This window comes from Cytobacillus solani (assembly GCF_001420595.1).
Classification (GTDB): Bacteria; Bacillota; Bacilli; order Bacillales; family Cytobacillaceae; genus Cytobacillus; species Cytobacillus solani.
On sequence record NZ_LJIX01000003.1, the window covers coordinates 61205 to 79816 of the forward strand.

Genomic DNA, 18612 nt, shown 5'->3' on the forward strand with positions numbered 1-18612 from the left:
TAGGAGCCGTAGCTGGACAAAATGATTACTCAACTTCTTCTTTAGCATTATCTAGTTTTGAGGGAACAAACCTCATCATAAATAGGTCTAGTGACGATGGCGAGAAGGCCACACCCGTTCCCATCCCGAACACGGAAGTTAAGCTTCTCAGCGCCGATGGTAGTTAGGGGCTGTCCCCTTGTGAGAGTAGGACGTCGCTAGGCAAATGAAAGAGCACCTATAAAGGTGCTCTTTTTTGTGTTCTATATTCTAATTATCAGTTCATTCATAGGTTTGAGAAATAAAAAATGGGGGAAAATTATAATACTTGTTCATTGCAACGTCATTTATACTTATGTATAATTAAAGTCAAATATAGTCAAAGTCAGATTGGGGGGAGGAGTAATGAGAAATATTTCAGATATCATTGAGAATTATTTGAAGCAGGTCTTAGAATTGAGTGAAAGAGAACTCGTTGAGATAAAACGCAGTGAAATTGCAGATAAATTCCAATGTGTACCGTCCCAGATTAATTATGTCATCAATACAAGATTTACAATTGAAAAGGGTTATGTCGTTGAAAGCAAAAGAGGCGGCGGTGGATATATTCGAATAATGAAGGTTCAATCTTATGATCATGCTCATGTAATTGAACAAATATTATCTTTAATTCAAGGCCGGTTAACACAGAATAGTGCGGAAGATGTGATATTCCGACTTGTAGAAGAGGAAATTATTACTAAGCGAGAGGCAAAAATCATGCTCAGTGTTATTGATCGATCTGTATTATATATTGATCTCCCTTATAGAGATGAACTTCGTGCAAGAATGTTAAGAGCGATGCTTACGACTTTAAAATATAAATAAAACAGCGAGCTGGAGAGGTGAAAACATGATATGCCAGGAATGTAATCAAAGACCTGCAACGCTGCACTTTACAAAAATAGTCAATGCTGAAAAGGCAGAATATCATTTATGCGAGAAATGCGCGCAGGAAAAGGGTGATATGTTCATGCTTAGCGGTGCAACTGGTTTTTCCATTAATAATTTATTAGCTGGCTTATTGAACATGGATCCTACAGTCAAAAAAAAAGAACAGGATACATTCGAAGAGGAAACTATTTTGCAATGTGATCAATGTTCTATGACTTTTCAACAATTTATTAAAATAGGAAGATTTGGCTGTGCCCATTGTTACAAAGCTTTTGAGGAACAGCTTAAGCCAATACTTAGAAGATTGCATAGCGGAAACTCCTCGCATAATGGGAAGATTCCGGCAAGAATCGGCGGAAGCCTACATTTGAAAAAGAATATTGAGGAATTAAAGTATCAGCTAAAAGAGTCTATTTCTAGGGAAGAGTTTGAAAAGGCCGCGGAAATTAGAGATGAGATACGATTGCTGGAAAGCCAATTAAATACAAATCTTGAGGGAGGGAAATAGCTTGTCTTTAGAACGGTTTATTAATCAAGCTGTCAGCTCCTGGATGAGTGCTGAAGGTCCAGATTCAGACATTATCTTAAGTTCAAGAATTAGATTAGCCCGTAATATAAGCCAATTTAAGTTTCCTATTCTTTTTTCCAATGACGAGGCCAAGTCAGTCATTCATAAGATAAAAGAAAGGGTGGATGACTCTTCTTTTACAAAGCTTGGGAATATGGAGCTATTGTTAATGGATGAACTTCAGCCGCTTCAAAAAAGAGTACTCATGGAAAAACATTTAATTAGCCCTTATTTAGCAGAAAACTCATCTTATGGTGCTTGTTTGCTCTCTGAAAATGAGGAATTAAGCATTATGATTAATGAAGAGGATCACATCCGAATACAATGCTTATTCCCGGGTTTTCAACTTTTAGAGGCATTGGAAATGGCTAATGAGATCGATGATTGGCTTGAGGAGAAGATTGATTACGCATTTGATGAAAATATCGGTTATTTAACAAGCTGTCCGACGAATGTAGGGACTGGGTTAAGGGCTTCAGTAATGATGCATCTGCCTGGACTTGTTTTAACTCAGCAAATCAATCGGATTATCCCAGCAATTAATCAATTGGGTTTAGTTGTTAGAGGGATTTATGGTGAGGGCAGCGAGGCTTTAGGAAACATCTTTCAGGTATCGAATCAGTTGACACTTGGGAAATCAGAAATAGATATAGTTGAGGATTTAAAGAGTGTAGTGAGTCAGCTCATTTCACAGGAAAGATCGGCAAGGGAAGCATTAGAGAAAACTTCAAACATACAATTAGAAGACAGAGTGTTCCGTTCTTTTGGGATTTTGTCCAATTCACGAATTATAGAATCAAAGGAAGCGGCAAGATGCTTATCAGATGTTCGTTTAGGTATTGACATGGGGTACTTAAGCGATATTTCTAAGAATATTTTAAATGAGCTTATGATTCTAACACAGCCTGGATTTCTCCAACAATATGCTGGAGGTCCATTAAGACCTCATGAGCGGGATATCCGAAGGGCTTCCTTAATAAGAGAAAGATTAAAAATGGAGAATCAATAGATAGGAGGATACTGATATGATGTTCGGTCGTTTTACAGAAAGAGCCCAGAAGGTGTTGGCTTTAGCACAAGAGGAGGCCATTCGTTTAGGTCATAATAATATTGGAACAGAGCATATTCTTCTAGGTCTTGTTCGAGAAGGGGACGGCATTGCTGCTAAAGCCCTCTATGCGCTGGGACTTGGTTCGGATAAAATTCAAAACGAAGTGGAAAATTTAATTGGCAGGGGGCAGGATACAACCCAGACGCCACATTATACACCTAGAGCTAAAAAAGTGATCGAACTTTCAATGGATGAAGCGAGGAAATTAGGCCACTCCTATGTAGGGACTGAGCATATCCTCCTTGGACTTATTCGTGAAGGTGAGGGTGTAGCTGCAAGAGTGCTTAATAACCTTGGGGTTAGTCTTAATAAAGCACGCCAGCAAGTGCTGCAGTTATTAGGAAGCAATGAATCTGGCAATCACCAGGGCGGATCATCGGCTAATGCCAATACACCTACGCTTGATGGTTTAGCAAGAGATTTAACGGCTATCGCCAAAGAAGGAAGCCTTGACCCTGTGATCGGACGCAGTAAAGAGATACAGCGTGTAATAGAAGTGTTGAGCCGCCGGACAAAGAATAACCCAGTGTTAATTGGTGAGCCTGGTGTTGGGAAGACAGCAATAGCAGAAGGGCTGGCACAGCAAATTATTAATAATGAGGTCCCAGAGACACTTCGTGATAAAAGGGTCATGACCCTTGATATGGGAACGGTTGTTGCTGGAACAAAATACCGGGGAGAATTTGAAGATCGTTTGAAAAAGGTAATGGATGAAATCAGGCAAGCAGGTAATATTATCTTATTCATTGACGAGCTGCACACATTAATTGGTGCAGGAGGAGCAGAGGGAGCAATTGATGCTTCTAATATCCTAAAACCTTCACTTGCCCGTGGCGAATTGCAATGTATTGGAGCAACAACACTTGATGAATATCGTAAATATATAGAAAAAGATGCAGCATTAGAAAGACGCTTCCAGCCAATAACGGTTGATGAGCCGACAGCTGATGAGTCTGTACAAATTTTACAGGGATTAAGAGACCGTTATGAAGCTCATCACCGTGTAACGATAACTGATGCAGCCATTGATGCGGCTGTAAAACTATCAGATCGCTATATTTCAGATCGGTTCCTTCCAGATAAGGCGATTGATCTTATCGATGAAGCAGGTTCGAAAGTGCGTCTTCGCTCTTACACGACACCGCCTAATTTAAAGGAATTAGAAGTAAAGCTTGAGGATGTTCGTAAAGAAAAGGATGCTGCTGTACAAAGCCAAGAATTTGAGAAAGCTGCCTCTTTAAGGGATACAGAACAGCGCCTTCGTGAGCAGCTGGAGGAAACAAAGAAATCTTGGAAGGAAAAACAAGGCAAAGAGAACAGTGAAGTAACTGTTGAAGATATTGCCAGCGTTGTATCTAGCTGGACGGGTATCCCTGTTTCTAAATTGGCAGAAACAGAAACACAGAAGCTTCTAAATTTAGAAGAGATCCTTCATTCAAGACTGATTGGTCAAGAAGAAGCAGTTAAAGCGATCTCCAAAGCAGTTCGCCGCGCGCGGGCTGGGTTAAAGGATCCAAAGCGTCCGATTGGCTCATTTGTTTTCCTCGGTCCAACTGGGGTCGGAAAGACAGAGCTTGCCCGTGCATTAGCTGAAGCAATGTTTGGCGATGAAGATGCAATGATCCGTATCGATATGTCTGAGTATATGGAGAAGCACTCTACTTCAAGATTGGTAGGTTCACCTCCTGGATATGTAGGATATGAAGAAGGCGGACAGTTAACTGAAAAGGTTCGCAGAAAGCCATATTCAGTTGTACTGCTAGATGAAATTGAAAAGGCACATCCAGATGTTTTCAATATTCTTTTGCAAGTATTAGAGGATGGCCGTTTGACTGATTCGAAAGGAAGAACTGTCGATTTCCGTAATACAGTTTTAATTATGACTTCCAATGTTGGAGCAGAGGCATTAAAACGCAACAAATATGTCGGATTCAACATTCAAGATGGCGAACAGGATTACAAGGATATGAAATCGAAGGTAATGGAGGAAATGAAAAAGGCGTTCCGTCCAGAGTTCGTCAATCGTATTGATGAGATCATTGTCTTCCATGCACTAGAGAGAAAGCATTTAAAGGAAATTGTTACATTAATGTCTGATCAATTGACTAAACGGTTAAAAGAGCAGGATATCGATATTGAATTAACTGATGCTGCGAAGGAGAAAATTTCTGTCGAAGGCTATGACCCTGAATATGGGGCAAGACCGCTTCGCAGAGCGATTCAAAAACATATCGAGGATCGTTTGTCAGAAGAGCTGCTTAAAGGAACGGTATTAACAGGTCAAAAGGTTGTTATTGATGTCCATGACGGAGAGTTTGTTGTAGAAACAGGGGGATCAAACCTTACGGCCACTATACAAAAATAATGAATGAGATAAAAGAAGAAGGTGCACGTGGATAATCGTGTACCTTCTTTGTAATTACTAAGTGCGAAACAGCGTATAATATAATTCTGGGTATATTTCCAATGAAGAATTAGAACATAAATGGTAAAGGTTTGATTAGAGAAGGAGAATAAGGTTATGGCCAAAAGGAAAACAAAGTTTATGTGCCAGGAATGCGGGTATGAATCACCAAAGTGGATGGGGAAATGCCCGGGCTGTGGCGAGTGGAATAAAATGATCGAAGAAGTAGAGAAGCCTGCTACCTCAAGAAGGGGAGCATTTGCCCATTCCGCAGGATCGACCATTCTCTCAAAGGCGACGCCAATAAACGCTATTGAGACGGTAAGTGAGCCAAGAATATATACAGATTTAAATGAACTTAATCGTGTACTTGGAGGAGGAGTAGTTAGAGGTTCTCTTGTGTTAATCGGCGGTGATCCTGGAATCGGTAAATCTACGCTTCTCCTGCAGGTTTCATCCCAACTTGCTAATAAAAACCACTCTGTTTTGTATATATCTGGAGAAGAATCCATGCGTCAAACGAAATTAAGAGCGGACCGTTTGGGTGTTTCTTCAGATAATTTATTAGTCTACTCGGAGACAAGTCTTGAAGAAATCAGCAGGACAATCGATCAAGTAAATCCAAGCTTTGTAATCATTGATTCAATTCAAACAATCTTTCATCCAGAGGTTACTTCAGCACCTGGAAGTGTTTCTCAAGTAAGGGAGTGCACGGCTGAGTTAATGAGAATCGGGAAGACAAAAGGAATTGCCATTTTCATAGTTGGGCATGTTACAAAGGAAGGCTCTATAGCCGGACCGAGACTATTGGAGCATATGGTTGATACTGTGCTTTATTTTGAGGGCGAACGCCACCATACATATCGTATTTTACGAGCAGTAAAAAACAGGTTTGGATCTACAAATGAAATGGGAATTTTCGAAATGAAGGAGTTTGGATTGGAAGAGGTAGAAAATCCGTCCGAAATTTTCCTAGAGGAAAGATCCCAAGGTGCAGCAGGATCAACTGTTGTTGCATCGATGGAAGGAACACGTCCAGTTCTCGTGGAGATACAGGCGCTTATTTCCCCAACAAGCTTTGGAAATCCAAGAAGAATGGCAACGGGAATTGACCATAACCGTGTGCCATTGCTAATGGCAGTACTAGAAAAAAGGGTAGGGATGCTCCTGCAGAACCAAGATGCTTATTTAAAGGTAGCTGGTGGAGTAAAGCTAGATGAGCCTGCTATCGATTTAGCTATTGCTGTCAGTATTGCATCTAGTTTTCGTGATAAGCCAACTAAACCTACGGATTGTATTATTGGAGAAGTTGGATTAACTGGTGAAGTCAGAAGGGTCTCAAGAATTGAGCAACGGGTTCAGGAAGCTGCAAAGCTTGGCTTTGAACGAGTCATTCTACCATCTAATAATCTTGGTGGCTGGAAGGGACCAAAAGGAGTAGAACTAATAGGGGTAGGTTCTGTTAGTGAAGCATTAAAAGCGACATTAGGAGGATAAAGGATGGATATGAAAAAGCTTGGTGAAAAAACGATGAGTGAAATCCTGCAGTTTATGGCTCCGGGTACGCCGATAAGAGAAGGAATTGATAATGTCCTTCGTGCAAACACTGGGGGATTAATCGTTCTTGGGAATAAAGAGAAAATGACAAATATCGTTGATGGAGGATTTCAAATAAATTCTCCATTTTCGCCAAGCTATTTATACGAGTTAGCTAAAATGGATGGGGCAATTGTTCTAAATGAGGAAGGGAATAAGATATTAATAGCAAATGCTCAACTTGCCCCAGATCCTAGCATTTCATCCACGGAAACGGGGATGCGTCATCGAACAGCTGAAAGGGTAGCGAAGCAAACAGGATCCTTGGTTATAGCTATTTCTCAGCGCAGAAATGTCATTACTCTTTATAAAGGGCATTTTCGTTATGCACTAAGGGATATTGCGGTGATTTTGTCGAAAGCAAATGTTGCTCTGCAAACACTTGAAAAATATAAGGTTGTATTAGAACAGAGCATTGCTAATTTAAGTGTGCTGGAGTTTGAAGAGCTAGTTACCTATTGTGATATCATCAATGTTTTTCATAGTATTGAAATGGTATTGAGGATTAAGACAGAATTGCTTGCTTATTTAAATGAATTGGGGATTGAAGGTAGATTAATCCGCTTGCAGATGAATGAGATTTTGCTGGATATTGAAAGGGAAGCGGAATTAATTATAAAGGACTATGCACAATCTAAGGATGTTCAAACGGGCGAATTATTTGATAAATTACAGGAACTATCTACTGGAAAAATTCTTGAGGATACCCTTATTTTGAAATTGCTAGGGTATAACGGGTATATTCACACGGACGAATATAAATGTCCGCGTGGCTATCGTATGCTTTCAAAAGTCCCGCGGCTGCCGCCAGTCATTATAGAGAATTTAATTGTTCATTTTGGCGATTTGCCTGCCATTGTTGCTGCATCTGTAGAGGAATTGGATGAAGTAGAGGGAATCGGAGAAGTAAGAGCGAGGAAAATTAAAGATGGGTTAAAATTGATAAAAAATCAGTTTTTTGCAGATCGGCAGCTATAAAGTGACTATTGAACTATAATAATCAGTATGATACAATGTCTGGTTGTTTTATTTGACACTAGATTGCGAATGGTGCTAACCTTAGGCTGTGGCATTGACTATTATCGGTTATCTTATCTTATTTTAATATAATTTAATTTCTTGAGGAAATTTCCCTTTTCTATAGGTTTCAATTTTTGGAATTTGTTAATAATGATTAAAAGGAGGTGAAGGAATGTTAAAACGTATTGTTCAAGCATGCTTCCTTATTATTGGGGTAACGCTTGGGATATTTTTGATTCCTGATTTATTAAGACTAATATCACTCGATAACATTACCATGTTAAATAATCCTTATATGTCCGCGGTGTTAGGTGCAATTATTTTTTATCTTATTTCTTTTTGGGCGGTTGATTATGTTGTTAACTTTGTAAAATGGGTAGAGGAATCGCTTGTACGGGTACCGATAACTGATATTATTTTTGGAAGCATCGGCCTAGTATTTGGGCTGATTGTTGCCTTTTTGATTGGTTATGCATTGAATGCCATCGAAGTTCCTATTTTAAATACGGTTGCACCAATTGTATTAACACTTATATTTGGTTATTTAGGGTTTCAGGTTGGATTTAAAAAACGTGATGAGCTTCTTAATTTGTTTTCTAATCGAAAGAAAAAGGCAAATGAAGAGGAGCCTGAAGCAGCTGCTAAAAACATCTTGAAAATATTAGACACAAGTGTCATTATTGATGGCAGAATTGCAGATATTTGCCAGACTGGATTTCTAGAGGGAACAATTGTTATCCCGCAGTTTGTCCTTGAAGAATTACAGCATATCGCTGATTCGTCAGATGTATTAAAGCGTAATAGAGGACGAAGAGGGTTAGACATTTTGAATCGGATTCAAAAAGAGCTTGCCATAAAAGTAGAAATTTATGAAGGTGACTTTGAAGAGATTCAAGAAGTAGACAGTAAGCTTGTCAAACTTGCGAAGATTACAAATGGTGTGGTCGTAACGAATGACTTTAACTTAAATAAAGTTTGTGAGTTCCAGGGGGTAGCCGTCTTAAATATTAATGATCTGGCTAATGCTGTGAAACCTGTTGTTCTTCCAGGAGAAGAAATGAAAGTTCAAGTCATTAAGGATGGGAAAGAGCAAAATCAAGGAATTGCCTATCTGGATGATGGAACGATGATTGTTGTTGAAGATGGCCGGGATTATATTGGCAAGCATATCGATGTCTTAGTAACAAGTGTCCTGCAAACCTCAGCTGGACGGATGATCTTTGCAAAGCCGAAACTATTAGAAAAAGCATTATAGAGAGATAGGGGTTTGTTTTACATGGCTTATCAAGTCATTATACCTGCAGCTGGTCAAGGAAAGAGAATGGAAGCAGGGAAAAATAAAATTTTGCTAGAGGTTAATGGGTTACCTGTCTTCATTCATACATTAAATGTTTTTCAGAAGGATGAATCATGTAAGGGGATATTTCTTGCGATAAATCCGGAAGAGGAGAATGCATTGAAAGCGATTCTTGCTGAAAATCATATTACGAAGGTAGTTGCTCTTGTCCCAGGAGGGAAAGAAAGACAGTATAGTATATTTAATGCATTAAAGCATGTAAAACAAGAAGGAATCGTACTTGTACATGATGCCGCACGGCCATTTATTGATAAGGAACTCATCCTTCCATTAGTGGAAGCTGCCAAGGAGAAAGGAGCTGCTATTTTAGCAGTTCCTGTAAAGGATACAATAAAAAAAGCTGCTGGAAATATCGTTGCTAAAACGGTCGAACGTACGAGCTTGTGGGCTGTTCAAACCCCGCAGGCTTTTCGTTTTTCTATTTTGATGAATGCTTATAAGAAGGCAGAGCAAGATGATTTTCTTGGAACCGATGATGCAAGTTTAGTAGAGCGCCTCGGTCAGGAAATTGTTATCGTAAAAGGAAATTATGACAATATTAAGCTAACGACCCCTGAGGACCTGTATTTTGCTGAAGCGATTCTCAGAAAAAGACAAGAGCGGTTGTAAAACTATAGATAAAGGAGCAAATCGAATGTTTCGAATTGGACAAGGCTTTGATGTACATCAATTAACTGAAGGACGCCCCCTAATTATTGGCGGAATTGAGATCCCATATGAAAAAGGCTTATTAGGCCATTCAGACGCGGATGTTTTATTGCATACAGTAGCTGATGCTTGCTTAGGTGCGATCGGAGAAGGGGACATCGGCAAGCATTTTCCAGATACTGATCCAGCATATAAAGATGCGGACTCTGCAAAATTATTAGAACACGTTTGGAAGCTTGTTAAAGAAAAAGGATATGAGCTTGTCAATGCAGATTGTACCATTATTGCTCAGAAGCCGAAAATGGCTCCCTATATTGAGCCAATGAGAGAGCGGATTGCACAATTACTAGAAACAGATAACGAAAATATTAATGTGAAGGCAACGACAACTGAGAAGCTGGGTTTTACAGGCCGAGGCGAAGGAATTGCTTCACAGGTAGCGGTGTTATTGCAAAAAAGGAAATAAAGTGAAATCTATTTTTGATTGATATAAGTCTTTATCACAGAAATTCAGGGTGCTAAAATAGATGAGTAGCTAGAAGATTATTTAGGAGGCAACAGTATTATGTCAAACGATATTCGCGTACGTTATGCCCCGAGTCCAACTGGACATTTACATATCGGTAATGCTCGTACGGCATTATTCAATTATTTATTTGCTCGTAATAAAGGCGGGAAATTTATTATCCGTATTGAAGATACAGATAAGAAGCGCAATATTGAAGGTGGAGAAGAAAGCCAGTTAAAGTATTTAAAGTGGCTTGGCATAGATTGGGATGAAAGCGTTGATACGGAAGGTGCTTTCGGTCCGTACCGCCAATCAGAACGGAATGATATTTATGAGAAATACTATAATGAGCTTCTTGATAAAGGACACGCCTATAAATGCTACTGTACCGAAGAGGAAATTGAAGCAGAGCGCGAAGCACAGGTAGAAAAAGGCGATACACCTGCATATTCCGGAAAATGCCGCCATTTAACAGTAGAGGAACGTGCAAAATTAGAAGCCGAAGGCAGACAGCCAAGTATCCGTTTCTTAGTACCAAAAGGAAAAGTGTTTACTTTTACTGATATGGTCAAAGGGAATGTTTCTTTTGAAGCGGATGGAATTGGCGACCATGTTATTGTCAAAAAGGATGGAACACCGACATATAACTTTGCAGTAACGGTAGATGATCACTTAATGGAGATCTCCCATGTTTTAAGAGGGGATGACCATATTTCCAATACGCCGAAGCAATTGATGATCTATGAAGCACTTGGGTGGGAAGCTCCAATATTCGGCCATATGACATTGATTGTGAATGAAAGCCGTAAAAAGCTAAGTAAGCGTGACGAGTCTATCATCCAATTTATTGAGCAGTATGAAGAGCTTGGCTATTTACCTGAAGCCCTTTTTAACTTTATTGCCCTGCTTGGATGGTCACCATCGGGAGAAGATGAGCTTTTCACAAAAGAAGAGTTTATTCATATCTTTGATGCGGATCGATTATCAAAATCACCAGCTCTATTCGATAAACAGAAGCTGACATGGATGAACAATCAGTATGTGAAAAAGCTAGATATCGATCGGCTTGTTTCGATTGCTTTGCCACACCTTGTGAAGGCTGGTCTGGTAAGTGAGCAAAGAACAGAAGCAGAAGAACAATGGGTGCGAGGCTTGATTGCGTTATATCAAGAAAAGATGAGTTATGGCGCTGAGATTATTGAGCTGACGGAAATTTTCTTTGCAGAAGAGACTGTATTGGATGAAGAAGCAAAAGAGGTTATTAATGAAGAACAGGTGCCTGAGGTGCTTGCTGCTTTCTTAAATGAAATTGAGCAGATGATTGACTTTAAGGCGGAAGAAATCAAAGCTGCAATGAAGGCTGTACAAAAGGCGACGGGTCATAAAGGAAAGAAACTCTTTATGCCAATACGTGTGGCAATCACGGGACAAACGCATGGGCCAGATCTTCCACAGGCAATCGAACTTTTTGGAAGGGAAAAAGTAAAAACAAGATTAATGAGTATTTTGGGTTAACATATTGCTTAAAATGTAATATAGTAATAAGTAATTTAATAAATGAAAGTGTAGAAGAGGAAAAGTAGGGATCATGATGCTTTTTAGAGAGAACCATCATCGGCTGAAAGTGGTTTAAGCCCCTCATTGTTCTGAAGTGCCCCTCTGAGTCTTGTTTCGAACATTTAAGCTGCCTGAGTGTATGTGTAAGGGCCATGCTTTTTTAAGTAGAAATGAGCGGAACTCCTTCCGTTAACAGGTTAAAGTTGAGACTAGTTAAGTCTAAACAGAGTGGAACCGCGCATAAAGCGTCTCTGTCCTATGTGACAGAGGCGCTTTTTTTATTTATTAGATAAGAGGTGTAACTTGGGAGTATGGGAATTGTCTAGCTCCAGCGCCTATCGCCTATCAAAATTCGGGTCTCCTCCCTACGATAAGTCAACATCGAATCGCTATCGCTCTTCGTGTTTCCTTTATCGAAAGGAAGAGCCCCTCCAGTGTGTACGGCGATGATCAAGGCGCTTACGCTTTTCTATTTAGGAAATATAAAATTTCCCGGGAAAATATTATTTAGATAAAACTATTTTTATAACAATTATTTTGATTCTAAAAGGAGGGGAGTCAGCATGTTTAAGAGGATGAAAGAAGATATTGAGGTTGTTTTTGAACAGGATCCTGCGGCAAGAAGCTATTTAGAAGTAATATTAACGTATTCTGGACTTCACGCTATTTGGGCACATCATATCGCTCACGCCCTATTCAAAAGAAAGCTATTCTTCTTTGCGAGAGCTATCTCGCAAATTAGTCGTTTTTTTACCGGAATTGAAATTCATCCAGGTGCTAAAATAGGCAGGCGGTTTTTTATTGACCATGGTATGGGTGTAGTGATCGGGGAGACGTGTGAGATTGGTGATAATGTCACCGTTTTTCAAGGTGTAACACTAGGAGGGACAGGGAAAGAAAAGGGCAAACGCCACCCAACAATTAAAGATAATGCCCTCATTGCAACGGGAGCAAAGGTGCTTGGATCAATAACAATTGGAGAAAATTCAAAGGTAGGGGCCGGTTCGGTTGTCTTACACGAGGTACCCCCTAATTCAACAGTTGTCGGTATTCCGGGCCGAGTGAAAGTTCAGGATGGGGTAAAAATAAGTAAAGACTTAAACCATTGTGATCTGCCTGACCCGATTGCTGACCGGTTTAAAGAGATGGAAAATGAACTAGCTGCATTAAAGAGCGAAATCGAAAGTTTAAGGAAAGAAAGGAGTCAAGTTAATGACCATTCATATTTATAATACGTTAACAAGAAAAAAAGAGCCCTTTATCCCTTTGGAAGAAGGAAAGGTAAAAATGTATGTGTGCGGACCGACCGTCTATAATTATATTCATATAGGAAATGCCCGTCCGCCAATTGTATTTGATACGGTTAGAAGATATTTTGAATATAGGGGATATGATATTAAATATATTTCCAACTTTACGGATGTAGATGATAAATTAATCCGGGCTGCAAGGGAGCTTGGGGAGGATGTTCCGACGATTGCTGAACGTTTTATCGACGCATTTTTCGAAGATGTTTCCGCACTTGGCTGCAAGCGTGCTGATGCACATCCAAGAGTAACGGAGAGTATGGACATTATTATTGAGTTTATTGAAACATTGATTGAAAAGGGATTTGCCTATGAATCTGAAGGGGATGTGTATTTCCATACTCGGAAATTTGACGGTTATGGTAAGCTATCCCATCAATCAATCGACGAGCTGCGCTCTGGTGCGCGTATTGCCGTAGGGGAAAAAAAGGATGATGCGCTTGATTTTGCTCTTTGGAAGGCCGCGAAAGAAGGCGAGATTTATTGGGATAGCCCATGGGGCAAGGGCAGACCTGGCTGGCATATTGAATGCTCTGCGATGGCTAAGAAATACTTAGGTGAAACGATTGATATTCATGCTGGTGGACAGGATTTGGCCTTCCCGCACCATGAGAATGAGATTGCGCAATCAGAAGCAGTAAATGGAAAGACATTTGCTCGTTACTGGATGCATAATGGGTATATCAATATTGATAATGAAAAAATGTCGAAATCACTTGGTAACTTCGTGCTAGTCCATGACATTATCAAAAATCATGACCCACAGGTTCTTCGATTCTTTATGCTTTCAGTCCATTACCGGAATCCGATTAATTACAGTGAAGAATTATTAGAAAGTACTAAAGCATCCTTGGAACGAATTAGAACATCTTATCAGAATTTAAAACATCGCCAAGAAGCAAGTGTGAATCTTACAGACAACAATGAAGAGTGGTTAGGAAAAATTATTGCCTTACATGAAGAATTCATTAAAGCAATGGATGATGATTTTAATACTGCAAATGGAATTTCCGTTCTTTTTGAGCTTTCTAAATTAGCTAATTATTATTTGATGGAGAAAAATACGTCTGTTCAAGTAATTGTTGCTTTTACAAAGGAATTTGAAGAGCTTTTCCACGTTCTAGGTCTTTCACTAGATTTTCCGAAAGAAGAACTATTGGATGAGGAAATTGACCGAATGATTGAACAGCGCAATCAGGCAAGGAAGGAACGAAACTTCCAACTAGCCGATGAAATTCGCGAGAAGCTGAAGGAAATGAATATCATCCTAGAAGATACACCTCAAGGGATTAGATGGAAAAGAGGCTAAACAATGCTTCAATATGATAATAAAATTGATGAAAAACAGCTAAACAGTCTCGCCCTTGCCTATATGGGCGATGCTGTCTTTGAAATATATGTACGCAGACATCTGCTTCAAAATGGAAAGGTACGGCCAAATCAGCTTCATAAGGAGGCGACCCATTATGTGTCAGCAAAAGCACAATCGCAAATTGTTCATCAATTTATTGATTCTGGGTTTCTGACGGAAGAAGAATTGGCTATTGTTAAAAGAGGAAGAAATGCAAAATCAGGTACAGTTCCAAAAAACACGGATGTCCAAACATATCGTTATAGTACGGCTTTTGAATCGCTTATAGGCAATTTATACTTATCGGATCAGCAAAAGAGGCTCGAAGAAATAATTGTGGCTGCTTTTCAAATGGTTGAGGATAAGAAAGGAGGAACAGTGTAATGAACGAAGATATCATTATGGGGAAAAACCCTGTTATTGAAGCGCTTAAATCAGGCAGAGATATTAATAAAATTTTGATCGCTGAAGGCTCCCAAGGCGGCCAAATGCAGCAGGTTATAGGTTTAGCTAAGGCGTCAAATGTATTTGTTCAATTTGTCCCGAAGAAAAAACTGGACCAAGTAGCAGAAGGAAACCATCAGGGGGTTATCGCACAAGTTGCGGCATATCAATATGCTGAAATAGACGATTTGTTTCATGCAGCTGAAAAGAAAAATGAAGCCCCATTCTTTTTACTATTGGATGAAATTGAGGATCCGCATAATTTAGGTTCAATAATGAGAACAGCTGATGCAGTAGGAGCTCACGGGATTATTATTCCCAAAAGAAGAGCTGTCGGTTTAACTGCTACAGTTGCAAAGGCATCTACGGGAGCAATTGAACATATTCCTGTTGTCCGAGTAACAAATATGGCAAGGACAATTGATGAACTAAAAGAAAAAGGTGTATGGATAGCTGGAACAGATGCAAAAGGCAGAGAGGATTACCGGCAGTTTGATGGAACATTGCCATTAGGCTTAGTGATCGGCAGTGAAGGGAAAGGAATGGGACGCCTCATTCGTGATAAATGTGACTTTCTTATCCATTTACCAATGTCAGGCCATGTAACCTCTTTAAATGCATCTGTTGCTGCAGCACTCCTCATGTATGAGGTCCACCGGAAACGACACCCTCTAGAGGGATAAAGATGAACATCCTAATTGTCGATGGCTATAATGTGATTGGTGCTTGGCCCGAGCTAAGAGCACTTAAAGACAAGGATTTATCTGCAGCTAGAGATCGCTTAATAGAGAAAATGGCAGAATACCGAGCATATTCTGGTTATCGGGTGATCGTTGTATTTGATGCCCATTTTGTGAAGGGAACAGAAAAACAGTATAAAAATCATAATGTAGAAGTAATTTTTACAAGAACAAATGAAACAGCGGATGAACGAATTGAAAAATTAGCAATCAGTCTCAATAATATAAAAACACAAATTCACGTAGCTACTTCAGATTATACGGAACAGTGGGCGATCTTTGGTCAAGGGGCATTGCGGAAATCATCAAGAGAATTATTAAATGAAATGAACAATATTGAAAATAGAATAGACAAAAAAGTGAAAAAAATACAAGAGGAAAGACCTTTCTCTAGAATACCGCTTAGCAATGAGGTATCAGAAATTTTTGAAAAATGGCGCAGAGGAAAGCGATGAGCGGTTGACGCTGGAAAAAAGCCTACTGTATAATATTTCTATCTATGTTTGTGCGGTCGGAGGGATCTGAGTGGATACTGACTTAAAGGCAATCGACGAAAGTAATTTAGAGTATTTACAGCTAGAAGACGAAGAACTGGTTTATTTAGTACATCGTGGAGAAAGTGAAGCATTAGATTATTTAATTCATAAGTATCGTAATTTCGTTCGTGCAAAAGCAAGATCCTATTTTTTGATTGGTGCAGATAAAGAAGATATTGTTCAAGAGGGAATGATTGGATTATATAAGGCGATTCGAGATTTCAAAGAGGACAAGCTTTCCTCTTTCAAAGCCTTTGCTGAACTATGTATTACTAGACAAATTATTACAGCTATCAAAACAGCTACCCGACAAAAACATATCCCGTTGAATTCCTACGTATCTTTGGACAAGCCGATTTATGACGAGGAATCGGATCGGACATTAATGGATGTCATTTCTGGTGCGAAGGTAATGGATCCTGAAGAATTAATCATTAATCAGGAGGAATTCGATCATATTGAAGTGAAAATGGCGGAGCTTCTGAGTGATTTGGAAAGAAAGGTACTTGCGCTTTATTTAGATGGTCAATCCTATCAGGAAATCTCAGAGGAACTTAACCGTCATGTTAAATCAATTGATAATGCCCTTCAGCGGGTAAAGCGAAAGCTTGAGCGATACCTGGAGGTTCGAGAAATTTCTTTGTAAACAGATCAAGTATTACATTCTACTCTTTCTTCCAGTTTTCGCTGTTATTGACATCAATTATCGTCCGTGTTAAAGTTTTAAGGACGTAGAAGTATTTAGTAGGTGGAATGAATGAGGAAAAAAGTGGCACTAGCTTGTGCTGAGTGCGGTTCTCGAAATTATTCAACGATGAATAACAAAGAAACTGACCGTTTAGAACTTAAAAAATTTTGTAAAACATGCAATAATCATACTACCCATCGCGAAACAAAATAAGGTCTATAGATAAAATTTAAAAGGATATTTCTCTTGGAGTTGGGGGTTACGACATGCAACGCATCTTGAAGTTTTTCCGTGATGTTGGCCGTGAAATGAGGAAGGTCAGCTGGCCAAAGCGTAAAGAATTGACAAGCTATACAGTGACGGTTCTTGCAACAGTCGTGTTCTTTGCTGTGTTCTTTGCTGTAGTTGATTTAGGTATTTCTGAACTGATTCGTTTAATTCTTGAATAACCCCTCTATGTCCATGGTATAATGGAGAATAACAGAGGAAACATTTGCAAAGCCCGGAAACGGGTTTTTTCATTTGGTAAAAAATACTCTACAAAAAAGCCTAAAATTTATTATTACAGGGAGGGAAGGACGAACGAGTCCCCTTGAATGGAAAAGAATTGGTATGTTGTTCATACGTACTCGGGTTATGAAAACAAAGTAAAGGCTAACTTAGAGAAACGTGTAGAATCAATGGCAATGCAAGATAAAATCTTTCGTGTGATTGTGCCAGAAGAAGAAGAAACAGATTTCAAAAATGGAAAGAAAAAGGTTGTTAAACGTAAAGTTTTCCCTGGATATGTATTAGTTGAAATCGTGATGACTGATGATTCTTGGTATGTAGTCCGCAATACGCCAGGTGTAACAGGATTTGTTGGCTCAGCTGGATCTGGCTCTAAACCAACTCCGTTATTACCAGAAGAAGTAAACGTTATTTTGAAGCGCATGGGCGTGGAAGAAAAGCGAGTAGATATCGATTTTGAACTTGGAGAAACAGTTCAAGTGAAAGAAGGTCCATTTGCGAACTTTACAGGTTCAATTGAAGATATTGATAAGGATAAGGCGAAGATTAAAGTATTAGTAAATATGTTTGGCCGTGATACTCCAGTCGAACTGGACTTTTCTCAGATTGAAAAATTATAAAAAAATAATGAGAAATCTTCAAAATATGGCATGTCTTTTTTATAACTATAAAAAGTTATCCTTGCTTATTTGAAAAAAACTTGAAATCATCTTTAAAAAGTGGTAACATTTCAAAGGTCAGTATGTCTCGGACAATGAGACCGGACAATTGCTAGAGTTCTTTATCTTTATATAAAGACTATAAGTTGAGTGGGAGGGAATATCCCTATTACCACATCACGGACTTTAAGGAGGTGTGTCTCGTGGCTAAAAAAGTAATCAAACTTGTTAAATTGCAAATTCCAGCAGGTAAAGCAAACCCTGCGCCGCCAGTTGGTCCTGCACTAGGTCAAGCCGGTGTGAATATCATGGGATTCTGTAAGGAATTTAACGCTCGTACAGCTGAACAAGCTGGTCTAATCATTCCTGTTGAAATTACGGTTTTTGAAGACCGTTCATTTACATTTATTACGAAAACTCCTCCTGCTGCAGTTCTTCTTAAGAAAGCGGCTGGAATTGAGTCTGGTTCAGGTGAACCGAACCGTAATAAAGTAGCAACAGTCAAGCGTGACAAGGTACGCGAGATTGCTGAAACAAAAATGCCTGATCTAAACGCTGCAAGTGTTGAAGCTGCAATGCGTATGGTTGAAGGTACTGCTCGCAGCATGGGTATCGTTATCGAAGACTAATCCATGTATGCTGTTCAACGGGGTTGCGTTGCTGAATTTGGTTTCACACGCAACCCTTTGTGCGTCT

At 39.4% G+C, this 18612-nt stretch carries 20 protein-coding genes, 1 rRNA gene and 1 other annotated feature; all 21 genes read left to right on the forward strand.

Annotated features, from left to right (window positions below):
• The first annotated feature begins 86 nt into the window (after positions 1 to 86).
• The 21 genes from rrf (at position 87) to rplK (ending at position 18545) form a co-directional block, all read left to right on the forward strand.
• Positions 87 to 203, forward strand: a 5S ribosomal RNA gene (rrf, locus tag AN957_RS00305).
• 181 nt (positions 204 to 384) lie between these two features.
• Positions 385 to 846, forward strand: coding sequence for a CtsR family transcriptional regulator (locus AN957_RS00310; protein ID WP_056681711.1), 462 nt, complete (start codon positions 385 to 387; stop codon positions 844 to 846).
• A 25-nt stretch (positions 847 to 871) separates the two neighbouring features.
• Positions 872 to 1420 (forward strand): protein-arginine kinase activator protein McsA, encoded by a 549-nt coding sequence (gene mcsA / locus AN957_RS00315; protein ID WP_056681714.1) that lies wholly within the window; start codon positions 872 to 874, stop codon positions 1418 to 1420.
• A gap of 1 nt (position 1421) precedes the next feature.
• Positions 1422 to 2489, forward strand: coding sequence for a protein-arginine kinase McsB (mcsB, locus tag AN957_RS00320; protein WP_056681715.1), 1068 nt, complete (start codon positions 1422 to 1424; stop codon positions 2487 to 2489).
• Positions 2490 to 2505: 16 nt separating this feature from the next.
• Complete coding sequence (clpC, locus tag AN957_RS00325; RefSeq protein ID WP_056681720.1) at positions 2506 to 4956, forward strand: ATP-dependent protease ATP-binding subunit ClpC; 2451 nt, start codon at positions 2506 to 2508, stop codon at positions 4954 to 4956.
• A 156-nt stretch (positions 4957 to 5112) separates the two neighbouring features.
• The gene (radA, locus tag AN957_RS00330; RefSeq protein WP_053478289.1) at positions 5113 to 6492 is read left to right on the forward strand and encodes a DNA repair protein RadA; all 1380 of its coding nucleotides are present in this window, start codon (positions 5113 to 5115) and stop codon (positions 6490 to 6492) included.
• Between the two features lie 3 nt (positions 6493 to 6495).
• The gene (gene disA / locus AN957_RS00335) at positions 6496 to 7569 is read left to right on the forward strand and encodes a DNA integrity scanning diadenylate cyclase DisA (RefSeq protein ID WP_053478288.1); all 1074 of its coding nucleotides are present in this window, start codon (positions 6496 to 6498) and stop codon (positions 7567 to 7569) included.
• Positions 7570 to 7783: 214 nt separating this feature from the next.
• Entirely contained in the window at positions 7784 to 8866 is a 1083-nt protein-coding gene (locus AN957_RS00340; protein WP_053478287.1) for a PIN/TRAM domain-containing protein, read from the forward strand.
• Positions 8867 to 8887: 21 nt separating this feature from the next.
• Entirely contained in the window at positions 8888 to 9577 is a 690-nt protein-coding gene (gene ispD, locus AN957_RS00345) for a 2-C-methyl-D-erythritol 4-phosphate cytidylyltransferase (RefSeq protein ID WP_056681723.1), read from the forward strand.
• Positions 9578 to 9602: 25 nt separating this feature from the next.
• Positions 9603 to 10082: a 2-C-methyl-D-erythritol 2,4-cyclodiphosphate synthase gene (gene ispF, locus AN957_RS00350; RefSeq protein ID WP_056681726.1), complete on the forward strand. Its 480-nt coding sequence runs from the start codon at positions 9603 to 9605 to the stop codon at positions 10080 to 10082.
• 99 nt (positions 10083 to 10181) lie between these two features.
• A complete protein-coding gene (gene gltX, locus AN957_RS00355; protein ID WP_056681729.1) occupies positions 10182 to 11639 on the forward strand; it encodes a glutamate--tRNA ligase in 1458 nt (485 codons plus the stop codon).
• Between the two features lie 42 nt (positions 11640 to 11681).
• Positions 11682 to 11937, forward strand: a binding site (T-box leader).
• Positions 11938 to 12244: 307 nt separating this feature from the next.
• Positions 12245 to 12913 carry a serine O-acetyltransferase gene (gene cysE, locus AN957_RS00360; RefSeq protein ID WP_053478283.1) on the forward strand — a complete coding sequence of 223 codons (669 nt, stop codon included), beginning with the start codon at positions 12245 to 12247 and terminating at the stop codon, positions 12911 to 12913.
• A complete protein-coding gene (cysS, locus tag AN957_RS00365) occupies positions 12894 to 14297 on the forward strand; it encodes a cysteine--tRNA ligase (protein WP_056681730.1) in 1404 nt (467 codons plus the stop codon). Before cysE ends, cysS begins: the two co-directional genes overlap by 20 nt.
• A gap of 3 nt (positions 14298 to 14300) precedes the next feature.
• Positions 14301 to 14723, forward strand: coding sequence for a Mini-ribonuclease 3 (locus tag AN957_RS00370; RefSeq protein ID WP_053478281.1), 423 nt, complete (start codon positions 14301 to 14303; stop codon positions 14721 to 14723).
• Complete coding sequence (rlmB, locus tag AN957_RS00375) at positions 14723 to 15466, forward strand: 23S rRNA (guanosine(2251)-2'-O)-methyltransferase RlmB (RefSeq protein WP_053478280.1); 744 nt, start codon at positions 14723 to 14725, stop codon at positions 15464 to 15466. Before AN957_RS00370 ends, rlmB begins: the two co-directional genes overlap by 1 nt.
• Before the next feature lie 2 nt (positions 15467 to 15468).
• On the forward strand, positions 15469 to 15978 hold the full coding sequence (locus AN957_RS00380; protein WP_053478279.1) for an NYN domain-containing protein: 510 nt from the start codon (positions 15469 to 15471) through the stop codon (positions 15976 to 15978).
• Between the two features lie 70 nt (positions 15979 to 16048).
• Complete coding sequence (gene sigH / locus AN957_RS00385; protein WP_172797594.1) at positions 16049 to 16705, forward strand: RNA polymerase sporulation sigma factor SigH; 657 nt, start codon at positions 16049 to 16051, stop codon at positions 16703 to 16705.
• Between the two features lie 111 nt (positions 16706 to 16816).
• Positions 16817 to 16960 carry a 50S ribosomal protein L33 gene (gene rpmG / locus AN957_RS26540; RefSeq protein ID WP_053478278.1) on the forward strand — a complete coding sequence of 48 codons (144 nt, stop codon included), beginning with the start codon at positions 16817 to 16819 and terminating at the stop codon, positions 16958 to 16960.
• A gap of 53 nt (positions 16961 to 17013) precedes the next feature.
• Entirely contained in the window at positions 17014 to 17196 is a 183-nt protein-coding gene (secE, locus tag AN957_RS00390; RefSeq protein ID WP_053478277.1) for a preprotein translocase subunit SecE, read from the forward strand.
• Positions 17197 to 17343: 147 nt separating this feature from the next.
• A complete protein-coding gene (gene nusG, locus AN957_RS00395) occupies positions 17344 to 17877 on the forward strand; it encodes a transcription termination/antitermination protein NusG (RefSeq protein ID WP_053478276.1) in 534 nt (177 codons plus the stop codon).
• 242 nt (positions 17878 to 18119) lie between these two features.
• Entirely contained in the window at positions 18120 to 18545 is a 426-nt protein-coding gene (gene rplK / locus AN957_RS00400; RefSeq protein WP_009336545.1) for a 50S ribosomal protein L11, read from the forward strand.
• Positions 18546 to 18612: the final 67 nt, after the last annotated feature.

What these genes read in the sequence shown, in the direction of transcription:
- AN957_RS00310 (WP_056681711.1), top strand. Translation starts at nt 385, where the DNA reads ATGAGAAATATTTCAGATATCATTGAGAATTATTTGAAGCAGGTCTTA.
- mcsA (WP_056681714.1), top strand. Translation starts at nt 872, where the DNA reads ATGATATGCCAGGAATGTAATCAAAGACCTGCAACGCTGCACTTTACA.
- clpC (WP_056681720.1), top strand. Translation starts at nt 2,506, where the DNA reads ATGATGTTCGGTCGTTTTACAGAAAGAGCCCAGAAGGTGTTGGCTTTA.
- radA (WP_053478289.1), top strand. Translation starts at nt 5,113, where the DNA reads ATGGCCAAAAGGAAAACAAAGTTTATGTGCCAGGAATGCGGGTATGAA.
- disA (WP_053478288.1), top strand. Translation starts at nt 6,496, where the DNA reads ATGGATATGAAAAAGCTTGGTGAAAAAACGATGAGTGAAATCCTGCAG.
- AN957_RS00340 (WP_053478287.1), top strand. Translation starts at nt 7,784, where the DNA reads ATGTTAAAACGTATTGTTCAAGCATGCTTCCTTATTATTGGGGTAACG.
- ispD (WP_056681723.1), top strand. Translation starts at nt 8,888, where the DNA reads ATGGCTTATCAAGTCATTATACCTGCAGCTGGTCAAGGAAAGAGAATG.
- ispF (WP_056681726.1), top strand. Translation starts at nt 9,603, where the DNA reads ATGTTTCGAATTGGACAAGGCTTTGATGTACATCAATTAACTGAAGGA.
- gltX (WP_056681729.1), top strand. Translation starts at nt 10,182, where the DNA reads ATGTCAAACGATATTCGCGTACGTTATGCCCCGAGTCCAACTGGACAT.
- cysE (WP_053478283.1), top strand. Translation starts at nt 12,245, where the DNA reads ATGTTTAAGAGGATGAAAGAAGATATTGAGGTTGTTTTTGAACAGGAT.
- cysS (WP_056681730.1), top strand. Translation starts at nt 12,894, where the DNA reads ATGACCATTCATATTTATAATACGTTAACAAGAAAAAAAGAGCCCTTT.
- AN957_RS00370 (WP_053478281.1), top strand. Translation starts at nt 14,301, where the DNA reads ATGCTTCAATATGATAATAAAATTGATGAAAAACAGCTAAACAGTCTC.
- rlmB (WP_053478280.1), top strand. Translation starts at nt 14,723, where the DNA reads ATGAACGAAGATATCATTATGGGGAAAAACCCTGTTATTGAAGCGCTT.
- AN957_RS00380 (WP_053478279.1), top strand. Translation starts at nt 15,469, where the DNA reads ATGAACATCCTAATTGTCGATGGCTATAATGTGATTGGTGCTTGGCCC.
- rpmG (WP_053478278.1), top strand. Translation starts at nt 16,817, where the DNA reads ATGAGGAAAAAAGTGGCACTAGCTTGTGCTGAGTGCGGTTCTCGAAAT.
- secE (WP_053478277.1), top strand. Translation starts at nt 17,014, where the DNA reads ATGCAACGCATCTTGAAGTTTTTCCGTGATGTTGGCCGTGAAATGAGG.
- nusG (WP_053478276.1), top strand. Translation starts at nt 17,344, where the DNA reads ATGGAAAAGAATTGGTATGTTGTTCATACGTACTCGGGTTATGAAAAC.